Source organism: Streptomyces ureilyticus (genome assembly GCF_011045025.1).
In the GTDB taxonomy this organism is placed as follows: domain Bacteria; phylum Actinomycetota; class Actinomycetes; order Streptomycetales; family Streptomycetaceae; genus Streptomyces; species Streptomyces ureilyticus.
In genome coordinates this window covers 1-12,869 of sequence record NZ_JAAKZX010000051.1, presented here as the reverse complement: position 1 = coordinate 12,869, position 12,869 = coordinate 1, and the positions used below count along the sequence as shown (strand labels likewise).

The following is a 12,869-nucleotide window of genomic DNA, read 5'->3' as shown; positions in this document are numbered from 1 at the left end:
TGATCAGGGATTGAAGGTGACCGGAAGTCGGGCGGGCGCCTCCCCGGTGGGCGGCACCTGGAGGGTCTTGAGGGCGAACTCCAGGACCTCCTTGTAGACGGGTCCGCAGATCTGGCCGCCGAAGTAGCTGCCCTTGGTGGCGTTCTGGATCGCGCAGTACACGGTCACGCGGGGGTTGTCGGCGGGCGCGAAGCCGGCGAACGAGGAGGTGTAGCCGCGGTAGCGGCCGGTGGCCGGATCCACCCGGTTGGCGGTGCCTGTCTTCCCCGCGACGCGGTAGCCGGGGATACGGGCCTTGGTGCCGGTGCCCTCCTCGTCGTCCACGACGGACTCCAGCATCTGGGCGAGGGTCTTCGCCGTCTTCTGGCTCACGACCCTTGTCTTCTTGGGCTTCGGGGCCGGTGTGAAGCGGCCGTCGGCTCCCTTGGTGCCCCGTACGAGGGTCGGCTCGACGCGTACGCCGCCGTTCGCGATCGTCGAGTAGACGGAGGCCGCCTGCATCGCGTTGATCGACACGCCCTGGCCGAAAGGAATCGTGTACTGCTGCGAGGTCGACCACTTGTCGGCGGGTGCGAGGATGCCGTTCGTCTCGCCGGGAAAGCCGAGTCCGGTCTCGCGGCCGATGCCGAACTTGCGCAGATACGAGTAGAGGACCTGGTTGGCCTGCTTCTGGGTCTTGCCGAGCTGGCCGGTCGCCAGGATGGTGCCGATGTTGCTGGACTTGGCGAGGACGCCGTTGAGCGTCAGATACCAGGTCGGGTGGTCGATGTCGTCCCGGAAGAGCCGGTCGCCCCGGTGCAGCCGGTTGGGCACGACCACATGCGTCCCGGGCGTGGCGGCGTCCTCCTCCAGAACGGCCGCCATCGACATGACCTTCGCGGTGGAGCCGGGTTCGTACGCGTCCTGGAGAGCCGCGTTGCCGAGCGCCGCCGAGCCGGCCTGGGAGAGGTCGTTGGGGTCGAAGCCGGGCGAGTTGGCCATCGCGAGGATCTCGCCGGTCTTGTTGTCCTGCACGATCACATAGCCGCGGTCCGCCTTGGACTCCTTCACCTGCTCCGTAATGGCGTTCTGCGCGGCCCACTGGATGTCACGGTCGATGGTCAGCTCGACCTCGGAACCGGCCACGGCGGGCGTCTCCGTACTGCCCGCGGTCGGGACCCGGTGGCCGCCGGCCTGGGCGTAGCGGATTTCGCCGTCCTTGCCGGTCAGTTCCTTGTTCAGCTGCTGCTCGACACCGCCGCCGCCCTTGCCGTCGGCGTTGACCCAGCCCAGTATCCCGGCGCCGAGGCCGCCGTTCGGATAGACCCGCTTGCTGGTGGGCTCCTGGAAGACGCCCGCCAGCACGTTCACGGCCGTCCTGTCCTTCTGGGCCTTCTCGGCGAGCGTCGTCTTCAGGTCGTTGATCTGCGTCCAGACCTGGGGGGTCTGGCGACGGGCCAGCAGGACGTACTGGGTGCCCTTCGTCCGGAGCTTCTCGGCGAGCTCGGCGGGTTTCTTGCCGAGGATCGGGCCGAGCAGAGCGGCGGCCTGCTCGGGGGCGTCGTCGGTCTTCGTCGCCTTCCGCGTGAACATCGTGGGGTCGGCCGTGATGTCGTTCGCGTCCACGCTGGTGGCCAGCTCGACGCCGTTGCGGTCGGTGATCCCGCCGCGCTCGGCGGCCAGGGTGCGGCTGAAGTACCGGTTCTGCTCGGCCTTGGCCGAGTACACGCTCGCGTCGACCGCCTGCACCTGAAGCAGCCGCACCACGAAGGCGATCATCACCAGCGTCAGCGCGAGGCTGACCAGGCGCAGCCGGGGCCGGGGGCTGCCCAGCCGGATCATGCGTGGCCCCGGTGTCCGCCCCGCGCGGAGCGTGGCCGGGCGGCGCGGGGGGCGGGCGCCGGGCCCCGGACGCCGACTGGCGGGTCGTACGGGCCTGCCGGGCGACGGCACTCGGCGGCGCGGCGGTTCCTTGTCGGACACTTCCGTCACCTGCCGGGGGGCGTAGGGGGCTGCGTGGGTTTCGGCTTCGGCGTGGAGTCGGGCTTCTCGGGCGACAGCACCAGGGGGACGCGTACCGAGGACCGCTGGGCGGCCTCAGGAACCCCTCTTATCGTGCCGTCGGGATTGAGGAAGGCGGGGTCACCGCCGGGCACCATGCCCAGCTCGCGGGCGCGGCGCTGGAGGGCGTCGGGGGCGGAGTAGGAGTCCACGTCCCGCTGTAGGGCCTGCTCCTCGTCGGTGAGGCTCTTCGTGTCGTCCTGGAGGTCGTCGAGCTTGAACGCCCCCTCGCTGAGAGCGGAGTTCAGGACCAGCAGCCCGATGAGGCCGCCGCCCAGGAGGAGCACGACGAGGAGGACGAAGGGCGTACGGCCGGCCTGTCCGGAACCGGACGGGATGAGGCGGGCGAGCCGGGCGGCCCGACCCCTCAGTTGGGGTTTCCTACTCACTCAACCGCCCCCTTCTTGCGCCTTGCGCCCCTCATTCGACGGACTCCCGGATGCGCTGTGCCCCGCGCAGCCGCGCCGGTGCGGCACGCCTGTTCTGAGCGATCTCCTCCTCCGTGGGGAGCTCCGCACCGCGCGTCAGCAGCTTCAGCCGGGGCTGATAGCGCTCGGGCACCACCGGCAGGCCGGCCGGCGCGGTGGTGGCGGCACCGGCCGCGAACACTTGCTTGACCAGCCGGTCCTCCAGCGAGTGATACGACAGCACGGCGATCCGGCCACCGACGGCGAGCGCCTCCACTGCCGCGGGAATCGCCCTCTCCAGGACGGTGAGTTCGCCGTTGACCTCGATACGCAGTGCCTGGAAGGTTCGCTTGGCCGGATTGCCCCCGGTGCGCTTGGCGGCCTGCGGCAGCGCGTCCCGGATCAGCTCGACGAGACGCGCGCTGTTACTGAAGGGCTCCTTCGCGCGCTCCCGCACGATCGCGGACACGATCCGCTTGGCCTGCTTCTCCTCGCCGTACACCCTGAGGATCCGGACGAGTTCGCCCGGCGCGTACGTGTTGAGCACCTCGGCCGCACTGACCCCGGTCGACTGGTCCATCCGCATGTCGAGCGGGGCGTCCTGGGCGTACGCGAACCCGCGCTCCGCCTCGTCGAGCTGCATGGAGGAGACGCCGAGGTCGAAGAGGACGCCCTGGACGCGCGGGAGGCCGAGCCGGTCGAGTACGTCCGGGAGCTCGTCGTAGACGGCGTGCACCAGAGTGGCCCGGTCACCGAAGGGGGCGAGCCGCTCTCCGGAGAGACGCAAGGCCTCCTTGTCGCGGTCCAGGGCGACGAGGCGAGCCTCGCGGAACCGGGTGAGCAGAGCCTCGCTGTGGCCGCCGAGGCCGAGGGTGCAGTCGACGACGACGGCTCCGGGCCGCTCCAGAGCCGGGGCCAACAGGTCCAGGCACCGCTGGAGCATCACCGGAACATGTCGACTGCGGCTCAAGGGGGCCCTCTCAAATCCGACGCGGCCGTACGCACCGCCGGGTCCCCGACCGACCGGGAGCGGGAGGAGGCCGAGCCGTACGTACGCGCCGCGCACGCGGGGAGATTCCGGCACGTCGCCGGGTCCTCCGGGGGACAACAGTCCAGTTGGGAGACTCTCGCCTCCCAGTTCGCGTCACTTTAGTCCACCGTGTCCCGCGGTCAATCAGCCGCCCTGCGCGTCGCGCGACCCCGCCTCCATTGACGCGGCACATCGCGGAGAACCACCCTTACGGGCACCCACGCAACACCCATGTGGGTTAGCTCACAACAACGCTTGTTGATGTTCTTTGTCCGCTCTCACAGCACGCGTGTACGGACTGTGACGATTACCGTCATGGGTATGACGACTTCCGCATCCGTTCCCACCGAACCCGAAGCCGCCATATCCAGCGGCGACACCGTCACCGACCGTCTCGTCGAGGCCAACAAGCGGTACGCCGCCGCATTCAGCGACCCGGGCATGGATGCCCGCCCGGTGCTCGAGGTAGCCGTCGTGGCCTGCATGGACGCCCGTCTCGACCTGCACGACGCGCTCGGCCTGGAACTGGGCGACTGCCACACGATCCGCAACGCGGGCGGCGTCGTCACCGACGACGTGATCCGCTCCCTCACCATCAGCCAGCGGGCGCTCGGCACCCGCAGCGTCGTCCTCATCCACCACACCGGCTGCGGCCTGGAATCCCTCACCGAGGAGTTCCGGCACGAGCTGGAGATGGAGGTCGGCCAGCGTCCAGCCTGGGCGGTGGAAGCCTTCCGGGACGTGGACCAGGACATACGGCAGTCCATGCAGCGGGTACGCACTTCTCCGTTCCTTCTCCACACCGACGACGTACGTGGTTTCGTGTTCGATGTGAAAACGGGACTGCTGCGTGAGATTGACCCCACCTGACCCCACCCAAAAGGCGTAAGCCCCGACATATCACAGCCAGTTGTCCACAGGCGAGTGACACGAACCGGTAACGGCAACAAGAATGCGGGTGTGGCGTCACGCGGAACTTTTCACGCGTGGTGTCCGTGTTCGAGGTGGGCCGGTTCGCGTCGTGCGCGTCGGCCCGGAGAAAGAACGGGCCGAGGAGGGCCGGGTGACGACCTATGACGATCGAGCGAGCCTTACGGATCTGACCACCACTGTGGAGCGAGTCCGCAGTTCGGTGGAGGGAGTGATCGAGGGCAAGCCTGAGGTCGTACGGCTTTCGCTGACCGTACTGCTCGCCGAGGGACATCTTCTGATCGAGGATGTTCCCGGCGTCGGCAAGACCATGCTGGCCAAGGCACTGGCGCGGTCCATCGACTGCTCGGTGCGGCGAATCCAGTTCACACCCGATCTGCTGCCCTCGGACATCACCGGGGTGTCCATCTGGGATCAGCAGCGCAGCGAATTCGAGTTCAAACCGGGCGCGATCTTCGCGCAGATCGTGATCGGCGACGAGATCAACCGCGCGTCGCCCAAGACGCAGTCCGCGCTCCTGGAGTCCATGGAGGAGCGCCAGGTCACCATCGACGGGCATACCTACGAACTGCCCAGCCCTTTCATGGTGGTGGCCACCCAGAACCCGGTCGAGATGGAGGGCACCTACCCGCTGCCGGAGGCGCAGCGCGACCGCTTCATGGCACGTGTCTCCATCGGCTATCCGAGCGCGGAGGCCGAGTTGGAGATGCTGGACATCCACGGCGGTGTCTCACCGCTGGACGACCTCCAGCCGGTGGCGCACGCGCACGACGTCGTGAAGCTCATCGACGCGGTCCGCACGGTCCATGTCGCCGACCCGGTGCGGCGTTACGCGGTGGACCTGGTCGCCGCCACCCGCACCCACCCCGACCTGAGGCTGGGCGCCTCCCCGCGCGCGACGCTGCACCTGCTGCGTGCGGCAAAGGCTTCCGCGGCGCTCAGCGGCCGGGACTACGCCCTTCCGGACGACGTCCAGGCGCTGGCGGTGGCGGTCCTCGCCCACCGTCTGCTGCCGACCGCCCAGGCGCAGCTGAACCGTCGTACGGCCGAGCAGGTCGTGCTGGAGATCCTGCAGCGCACTCCTGTGCCCGCGGCGCCTGTCTCGCAGAGCGGTCTGACGATGGGCCGGCCGGCTCCGGAGTTCGGCCAGCAGCCGCCCCGGAGGCTGTGATGACCACCGGGGGCATGCCGGCGGCGCAGGCCGAGGAGGACAAGGGCGGCCTGCGTACGGCACTCGCCGGGCTCACCACGCGCGGGCGGTCCTTCCTGGCGGCCGGCGTGGCGGCCGCGGTGTGCGCGTACGTCCTGGGGCAGAGCGATCTGCTCCGGGTCGGGCTGCTGCTGGCCGTGCTGCCGCTGGTGTGCGCGGCCGTGCTGTACCGCACGCGCTACCGGGTGGCGGGCAGCCGCCGGCTTTCGCCCGGGCGCGTGCCCGCGGGCTCCGAGGCCCGGGTCCATCTGCGGATGGACAACGTTTCTCGGCTGCCCACGGGACTGCTGATGCTCCAGGACCGCGTGCCGTACGTGCTGGGGCCGCGGCCCCGGTTCGTACTGGACCGGATGGAGGCGGGCGGCCGGCGCGAGGTGTCGTACCGCGTGCGCTCCGACCTGCGGGGCCGTTATCCGCTGGGTCCCCTCCAGCTGCGGCTCAGCGACCCGTTCGGGATGTGCGAGCTGACCCGCTCCTTCTCGACGTACGACACCCTGACGGTCATCCCGCGCGTGGAGCCGCTGCCTCCGGTGCGGCTGACCGGCGAGGCCAAGGGGTACGGCGACGGGCGGAACCGCTCACTGGCACTGGCCGGCGAGGACGACGTGATCCCGCGCGGATACCGCTACGGCGACGATCTGCGCCGGGTCCACTGGCGCTTGACCGCGCGGTACGGCGAACTGATGGTGCGCCGCGAGGAGCAGCCGCAGCGGGCCCGTTGCACGGTGCTCCTCGATACCCGGGGCATCGCCTTCGAGGGCGCGGGACCGGACTCGGCCTTCGAGTGGGCCGTGTCCAGCGCGGCGTCCACGCTGGTGCACATGCTCGAACGTGGCTTTTCGGTACGGCTGTTGACGGACACCGGCAATTCGGTGCCCGGCGAGGGGGCGGACGGGTTCGCGGGCGCCAACCAGGAATCGGCGGACGCGGCGGGTCTGATGATGGACACCCTGGCGGTGATCGACCACTCCGACGGTACGGGCCTGTCCCGGGCGTACGACGTGCTGCGCGGGGGGAACGAAGGGCTTCTGGTGGCTTTTCTGGGCGACCTCGACGAGGAGCAGGCGACGGTGCTCGCCAAGATGCGGCAGCGCAGCGGCGGGGCCGTCGCCTTCCTGCTGGACAGTGAGTCGTGGGTGGAGGGTGAGGCCCACGAGGACAGTGAGGACCGGCTCCGGATGCTGCGGGAGGCGGGCTGGACCGCTGTGTCCGTGCCGCCGGGCGCGGGTCTCGCCGATCTGTGGCGGGAGGCGGACCGGCAGCGCAATCAGGTCACGCCGGCCGGCAGCACGGCGGGAGGCGGCTCATGAGCGGGGGCGCGCGACTGGCGCTGTGCTCCATGGCGGCGACGCTGCTGGCGGCGTGCGCACTGCTGCCGCTGGTCACTCCGGCGACCTGGCTTCTGCAGGCGGCGTTCCTGCTCGCGATCCAGACCGGTGTGGGCGCGGCGGCCCGGCGGGTTCCGCTGGCCCGGCCGTTGACGATCGCGGCGCAGGCCCTGGTGACCCTGATACTGCTGACGCTGACGTTCGCCCGTGAGCAGGCCATCCTCGGCATCATCCCCGGCCCGGAGGTGTTTGAGCAGTTCGGGCTGCTGCTGCAGACGGGCGGGGAGGACGTCGGGCGGTTCGCGATCCCCGCGCCGCTGTCCGAAGGCATCCGGCTGATGATGGTCGGCGGTGTCCTGGTGATCGGGCTGGCGGTGGACGCGCTCGCGGTGACGCTGCGCAGCGCCGCCCCGGCCGGGCTGCCGCTGCTCGCGCTGTACTCGGTCGCGGCCGGCCTCTCGGACGGCGGCGCCGGATGGCTGTGGTTCCTGCTGGCGGCCGCCGGTTATCTGCTGTTGCTGCTGGCCGAGGGCCGTGACCGGCTCTCGCAGTGGGGCCGGGTCTTCGGCGGCGCACCCCGCACGCCGGGCCCCGACCCGTCGCCGGGCGCCGTCGCGCCGGTCCGCACAGGGCGGCGCATAGGTGCCGTCGCGCTCGGCATAGCCCTGGTGGTGCCGCTCGGTCTGCCGTCCCTCGACGGCGGCCTGCTGGACGGTACGGGGACAGGTGTCGGCTCGGGCTCCGGAGGCGGCGGCACGATCTCCGCGGTGAACCCGTTGGTCTCGCTCCGCGACAGTCTGAACGTGGACGAGGACCGCCAGGTCATGTCGTACAACACCAACTCCGAGGACACGCAGGACCTTTATCTGCGGATCGTCTCGCTCGACGAGTTCGACGGCACGGCATGGAAACCGTCCAAGCGCAACATCGAGGATGTGCCGGGGACCTTCCCGACGCCGCCCGGTCTCGGGGGCGAGGTCCGGCGCACGGAGGTCGAGACAAGGATCTCGGCGGCTGACTCGTACGCGCAGGACTGGCTGCCCATGCCCTACCCGGCCAGCCAGGTGGGGATCAGCGGCAAGTGGCGGTACGAGCCCGTGGGGCGCACGCTCGTCGGCGACCACGGCCAGACCACGCGCGGCCTGGACTACTCCGTCAAGAGCCTGATCGTGCAGCCGACCGCGGAGCAGCTCGCCGACGCTCCGGAGCCGCCCGGCTGGCTGCGGCGCGAGTTCACCGATGTGCCCGAATCGCTGCCCTCGGTGGTGTACGACACGGCGCGACAGGTCACGGCGGGTTCGAGCAACAACTACGAGCGCGCGGTGAAGCTCCAGGACTGGTTCTCCCTGGAGGGCGGCTTCGTGTACGACACGGAGGTGCAGGTCGGCAGCGGTTCGCAGGCGATCGAGCGCTTCCTGAGGGACAAGGAGGGCTTCTGCGTCCACTTCTCCTTCGCGATGGCCTCGATGGCCCGCACGCTGGGCATACCCGCCCGTGTGGCGGTCGGCTTCACACCTGGCTCGCCGCAGTCGGACGGCACGATGTCCGTGGGCCTGCGGGACGCGCACGCCTGGCCCGAGCTGTACTTCGAGGGCGTGGGCTGGACCCGCTTCGAGCCGACGCCGAACCGCGGCACGGTTCCGGAGTACACCCGCTCGGACACTCCGGGCACCACGCTCCCCGAGCCGGGTACGTCGGAGGAGGCCGCGCCTCGGCCTTCCGCGGCCGCCCCGTCGACCAGCGAGAGCTGCACGGCAGAGCAGAAGAGGCTGCAGGAGCCTTGCGCCAGCGAGTCTCCCGAGGCGGCGATCACGGCGCCGGACGACGGCTCGCCGTGGCCGCAGATCCTGCTGTGGGCCCTGGCCGGTCTCGCCGTGCTCGCGATACCACTGCTGCCGATGATGTGGCGGATGAGAGTACGGGCCGTACGGCTCGGCACGCATGGCCGCACCGAGGCGGACGCGGCGGCTCACACGCTGGCCGCGTGGCATGAAGTGACCGATACGGCCTGGGACTTCGGTATCGCGCCGGACGAGTCCCAGACACCCCGCAAGGCGGCCGCCCGGATCGTCCGGCTGGGTCACCTGGATCCGGCGGCCGCGACGTCCGTGCACCGGATCGCGGACGCCGTGGAGCAGGTCCTGTACGCGCCGCGGCCCCGGCCGACGCCGGGGCTGGCCGACGACGTCCGCAGGATGACCGACGGCCTGCGCGCCTCGGTCAGCACCGGCACCCGCCTGAGGGCCCTGCTGGCGCCCCGCTCGGCTGTACGGGTGGCGTGGGCGGTCTCCGAGAGCTGGGCATCGCTCACGTCCCGGGCGACGGCTCGCGTCACGACGCTGATCCGGCGGCCCTCGGCAGGAGAAGGCAGCGGCTGAGGACCCTGTGGCCCTGGAAGGGGGCGCCTGCCCGGTCGGGGTGGGCGCCCTCGGTCGTTTCGGCAGGGTGCGACGTCGTAAACAGGTGAGGCACGCCGATGAGGTTCGGCGTCGTACAGCGGTAAGGTGCGGCCCTCGCAGGGCGGTGAAGTCCAGTGTCGTGCGTCAGCGAGGCTCGCCTGCCGTACGGAGGTCAGGTGCCGGACTCCGGTGACGTTCCGAGCCGTACGCCTTGTGAGCGAGGGCCCGTGAGCGTCACGTGGGCGAGCTGCTCAGGGCCGGAGGCGCACGCAGGCATGCCGAAGGGGCGGCCACCAGCAGGTGGTCACCCCTTGCGCGCTGTACTGGCTCTCCGCCCGGGGGCTAATGGCCTTGTTCGTCGCGGCGCCGCTGCCAGCGCTCCTCTATGCGGTCCATCATGGAGCGCCGCTGCCGGCCCTGACGGCGGGCTTGCGGTGCGCTCGGCGCACCGGCACCCGCAGCGGGCTGCTCGCCCGGCTTGGGGGCTTTGCGCCAACCGGTGACGGCGAGCACCGCGCAGCCCAGCATGACGAGAAATCCCACCACGCTGACCCAAATCTGCTGTGCGACCATTCCGGCCATGAGGAGCGCGATACCAACCAGGAAGCCCACGACCGCCTGGTAAACCCGTTTCCGGGTGTACGTACGCAGCCCGCTTCCCTCAAGCGCTGTCGCGAACTTGGGATCTTCGGCGTACAGCGCTCGCTCCATCTGCTCGAGCATTCGCTGCTCGTGCTCCGAGAGCGGCACGGAGTCCTCCTCATCGTGCAGTCGCCGGGGCGACCGGGGGTCCCCTTCAGGATAGGCAGGGAATCGCCCCCGTGAAACCCGCCCCTCTACGCCAATTAGCCAACCGGATTCCGCCATGGCACCCCGGTTCACTGAAGCGTGCATTCCCCAGCGACCGGCCCGTCATGCCGGACGGTCTCCTCCGATCATACGGCTCCGAGCGCTCGATCGGGGCCGCTGTGGCGTACTCCATCTGCCGTCGCGCTCCTGATCAGCGGCAGGGCCACGGGAGTCGGCTCAGGCCTCGGCGGCATCCCGGGTCTCGCCGAGCACATGAAGCTGGGTGGCCACGGAGTGGAAGGCGGGCAGCTCGGCCGCCGCGGCCTCCAGCTTGAGCAGGGCGTCCAGGGCGCCGGGCTCGGTGTCGACGAGGACTCCGGGGACGAGGTCCGCGAAGACCCGTACGCCGTGCACCGCGCCCACGCGCAGACCGGCGCCCTCGACGAGAGCGGTGAGCTGCTCGGTGGTGAAGCGCCGGGGTACGGGATCGCCCTCGCCCCAGCGGCCGTCCGGGTCGCCGAGTGCGTGCCGGGCCTCGGTGAAGTGCCCGGCCAGGGCGCGCGCGAGCACCGCGCCCCCCAGTCCGGAGGCGAGCAGGCTGAGGACTCCCCCGGAGCGCAGCGAGGCCACGGCGTTGGCGACGCCTTCGGCGGGGTCGTCCACGTACTCGAGCACGCCGTGGCACAACACCACGTCGTAGCCGCCTCGTTCGACGACGTCGAAGAGGCCGTGGGCGTCGCCCTGGACGCCTTGGACCCGGTCGGCGACTTCGGCCTCGGCGGCCCGGCGCTCCAGCGCGAACAGCGCGTTCGGGCTGGGGTCCACGACGGTGACGCGGTGGCCGAGGCGGGCGGCGGGCACCGCGAACTTGCCGCTGCCGCCTCCTGTGTCGAGCACGTCGAGCGACTCCCGGCCGGTGGCCTTGACCCGGCGGTCGAGGGCATCCTTCAGGACGTCCCAGACCACGGCGGTACGGAGAGAAGCGCGGGGGCGCGACGGGTCCGACACAGCAGTTGACTCCTCGGCGCGGCACCGCCTCGGCTACGGCGGAGCGATAGGGATGCCTTCCCCGGACCTGTGCGGCCAGGGGAAGGTGCAGGCGTTGCCAACCCTATTGCCTCCGGCCCCGTGTCCGGCTCTCCGTCTCGCGCGACGGACGGCAGTGCCTGGGCGGACAGCCGTACCGAATCGGCCCCGGGCGGACGCTGCCTCACTCATCCCGCTTCTGTGTCGTTCATCCCGCATCCGGTACCTCCGGTACGTCTGGTTCTTCCTGGTCGGCGTCCTGCCGGGGCTGGGGCAGCACGGGCTGCAGGACGAGCATGCGCTCGACGAGGCGCAGGAACATCGCCACGTCGCGCAGCAGGTCGTCGGCGTCGCGGCTGCTGGCCGCGCCCTGTATGCCTGCCTCCGCGCGGGCACGTCGGCGAGCTCCGGAGGCGAACAACGCGCTCCACTCGGTGAGTTCGGGCGCGATCTCAGGGAGCACTTCCCAGGCGCTCCGGATCTTCGCCCGGCGCCTCGGACTGGATTCGGGGCGGCCCCGGGCGGCGAGCACGGCGGCGGCGGTGCGCAGGGCCGCGAGGTGGGCCGTCGCGTAGCGCTCGTTGGGCGTTTCCAGCAGGGCCGCCTCGTCGAGTCCGGCGCGGGCCTGGGCGAGCAGGTCGAGCGCGGCGGGCGGGGCCGTGGCCCGGCGGAGCACGGGGTGTACGTCGCTCGCCGGGCCGGTCAGTGAGGGGGCAGGGCCGGTGGCGCGGCGCCGGCGGGCGGCGGCTGCGTGGTAGCTGGCCATGACGAACCTCCTGTCGTCTGTGTGACGGCAACGGCATGTCAGGTGATGCCGTATGTGCCCATCGTGAGGTATGCCACTGACAACGCGTTCTGACCTGGGCTTTTGATTCGATCTAGCGTTCGGGGTAGTGAGCGAGGGGCCGCCTGGATCAGGGCGTAGGTGAGCTGAGCCTGTGAGAATCAGGGCCATGGAAAGCAGCAAGGCCGTGGACAGCGGCAGCAGCCGGAGACAGCTGACCCGGCAGAAGCTCTACGAGGCGGCCGTGACGCTCATCGCGGAGCAGGGCTTCTCCGCCACCACCGTGGACGAGATCGCCGAGCGCGCCGGCGTCGCGAAGGGCACCGTCTACTACAACTTCGCGAGCAAATCCGTTCTCTTCGAAGAGCTGCTCCGGCACGGCGTGGGACTCCTCACCGCCTCCCTCCGGGAGGCGGCCGAGAAGACCGCTCAAGACGGTGGCGGCAAGGTCGACGCGCTGGACGCGATGATCCGGGCGGGACTCGTCTTCATCGACCGCTATCCGGCCTTCGCGCAGCTGTACGTGGCGGAGCTGTGGCGTACGAACCGGGCCTGGCAGTCCACCCTGCTGGTGGTCAGGCAGGAGGCCGTCGCGGTGGTCGAGGGAGTTCTGCGCGACGGCGTCGCGAACGGCGAGCTGAGCGACGAGATCGACATCCCGCTCACGGCGGCGGCCCTGGTGGGCATGGTCCTGGTGGCCGCCCTGGACTGGCAGGCCTTTCAGCCCGAGCGCTCCCTGGACGACGTCCACGCGGCGCTGTCGCGGCTGCTTCAGGGGCGGGTGAGCGGCAACCGCTGAAGCACAGAGGAGCACAAGGGGCCGAAAAAGCGAGCGCCGGTCCGAGGTGGCCGCGTCCCCCGCGGGCCACGCCGGACCGGCGCCCTTCTTGCTCCCCCGTACTCCCCCGTTTCGGTCTCCCCCCGGG

General features: G+C 70.7%; 12 protein-coding genes. 6 read left to right on the top strand and 6 right to left on the bottom strand.

Translation table 11 applies throughout. The annotated features are described in order from the left end of the window. Positions 1–3 precede the first annotated feature (3 nt). From G6048_RS18120 to rsmH, 3 genes are read right to left on the bottom strand one after another with little or no spacing between them, the layout of a single operon-like run. Positions 4–1,962 carry a peptidoglycan D,D-transpeptidase FtsI family protein gene (locus G6048_RS18120; RefSeq protein ID WP_328826270.1) on the bottom strand — a complete coding sequence of 653 codons (1,959 nt, stop codon included), beginning with the start codon at positions 1,960–1,962 and terminating at the stop codon, positions 4–6. 5 nt (positions 1,963–1,967) lie between these two features. After that, entirely contained in the window at positions 1,968–2,429 is a 462-nt protein-coding gene (locus tag G6048_RS18115; protein WP_165340593.1) for a septum formation initiator family protein, read from the bottom strand. 31 nt (positions 2,430–2,460) lie between these two features. Then, positions 2,461–3,417, bottom strand: coding sequence for a 16S rRNA (cytosine(1402)-N(4))-methyltransferase RsmH (gene rsmH / locus G6048_RS18110; protein ID WP_165340592.1), 957 nt, complete (start codon positions 3,415–3,417; stop codon positions 2,461–2,463). Between rsmH and G6048_RS18105 the strand changes: the two genes are divergently transcribed. The 5 genes from G6048_RS18105 (at position 3,400) to G6048_RS18085 (ending at position 9,323) form a co-directional block, all read left to right on the top strand. Next, on the top strand, positions 3,400–3,600 hold the full coding sequence (locus G6048_RS18105; RefSeq protein WP_165340583.1) for a hypothetical protein: 201 nt from the start codon (positions 3,400–3,402) through the stop codon (positions 3,598–3,600). The genes rsmH and G6048_RS18105 overlap by 18 nt on opposite strands. Before the next feature lie 198 nt (positions 3,601–3,798). Then, a complete protein-coding gene (locus G6048_RS18100; RefSeq protein WP_165340591.1) occupies positions 3,799–4,347 on the top strand; it encodes a beta-class carbonic anhydrase in 549 nt (182 codons plus the stop codon). A 193-nt stretch (positions 4,348–4,540) separates the two neighbouring features. Beyond that, positions 4,541–5,578 carry an AAA family ATPase gene (locus G6048_RS18095; protein WP_165340590.1) on the top strand — a complete coding sequence of 346 codons (1,038 nt, stop codon included), beginning with the start codon at positions 4,541–4,543 and terminating at the stop codon, positions 5,576–5,578. Continuing rightward, the gene (locus G6048_RS18090) at positions 5,578–6,927 is read left to right on the top strand and encodes a DUF58 domain-containing protein (protein WP_165340589.1); all 1,350 of its coding nucleotides are present in this window, start codon (positions 5,578–5,580) and stop codon (positions 6,925–6,927) included. Before G6048_RS18095 ends, G6048_RS18090 begins: the two co-directional genes overlap by 1 nt. Further along, positions 6,924–9,323, top strand: a complete 2,400-nt coding sequence (locus G6048_RS18085) for a transglutaminase TgpA family protein (protein ID WP_165340588.1) — start codon at positions 6,924–6,926, stop codon at positions 9,321–9,323. Before G6048_RS18090 ends, G6048_RS18085 begins: the two co-directional genes overlap by 4 nt. A gap of 363 nt (positions 9,324–9,686) precedes the next feature. Here the strand turns inward: G6048_RS18085 and G6048_RS18080 are convergent, their stop codons facing one another. From G6048_RS18080 to G6048_RS18070, 3 genes are all read right to left on the bottom strand, one after another. Continuing rightward, positions 9,687–10,094 carry a DUF3040 domain-containing protein gene (locus tag G6048_RS18080; protein ID WP_165340587.1) on the bottom strand — a complete coding sequence of 136 codons (408 nt, stop codon included), beginning with the start codon at positions 10,092–10,094 and terminating at the stop codon, positions 9,687–9,689. A gap of 276 nt (positions 10,095–10,370) precedes the next feature. Next, complete coding sequence (locus tag G6048_RS18075) at positions 10,371–11,141, bottom strand: class I SAM-dependent methyltransferase (protein WP_165340586.1); 771 nt, start codon at positions 11,139–11,141, stop codon at positions 10,371–10,373. Between the two features lie 226 nt (positions 11,142–11,367). Further along, a complete protein-coding gene (locus G6048_RS18070) occupies positions 11,368–11,925 on the bottom strand; it encodes an SAV_6107 family HEPN domain-containing protein (protein WP_165340585.1) in 558 nt (185 codons plus the stop codon). Positions 11,926–12,112: 187 nt separating this feature from the next. Between G6048_RS18070 and G6048_RS18065 the strand changes: the two genes are divergently transcribed. Then, a complete protein-coding gene (locus G6048_RS18065; RefSeq protein WP_165340584.1) occupies positions 12,113–12,742 on the top strand; it encodes a TetR/AcrR family transcriptional regulator in 630 nt (209 codons plus the stop codon). Positions 12,743–12,869 lie beyond the last annotated feature (127 nt).

Coding starts and splice junctions, on each gene's coding strand:
- G6048_RS18105 (WP_165340583.1), top strand. CDS start 3,400: ATGTCGACTGCGGCTCAAGGGGGCCCTCTCAAATCCGACGCGGCCGTA.
- G6048_RS18100 (WP_165340591.1), top strand. CDS start 3,799: ATGACGACTTCCGCATCCGTTCCCACCGAACCCGAAGCCGCCATATCC.
- G6048_RS18090 (WP_165340589.1), top strand. CDS start 5,578: ATGACCACCGGGGGCATGCCGGCGGCGCAGGCCGAGGAGGACAAGGGC.
- G6048_RS18085 (WP_165340588.1), top strand. CDS start 6,924: ATGAGCGGGGGCGCGCGACTGGCGCTGTGCTCCATGGCGGCGACGCTG.
- G6048_RS18070 (WP_165340585.1), bottom strand. CDS start 11,925: ATGGCCAGCTACCACGCAGCCGCCGCCCGCCGGCGCCGCGCCACCGGC.
- G6048_RS18065 (WP_165340584.1), top strand. CDS start 12,113: ATGGAAAGCAGCAAGGCCGTGGACAGCGGCAGCAGCCGGAGACAGCTG.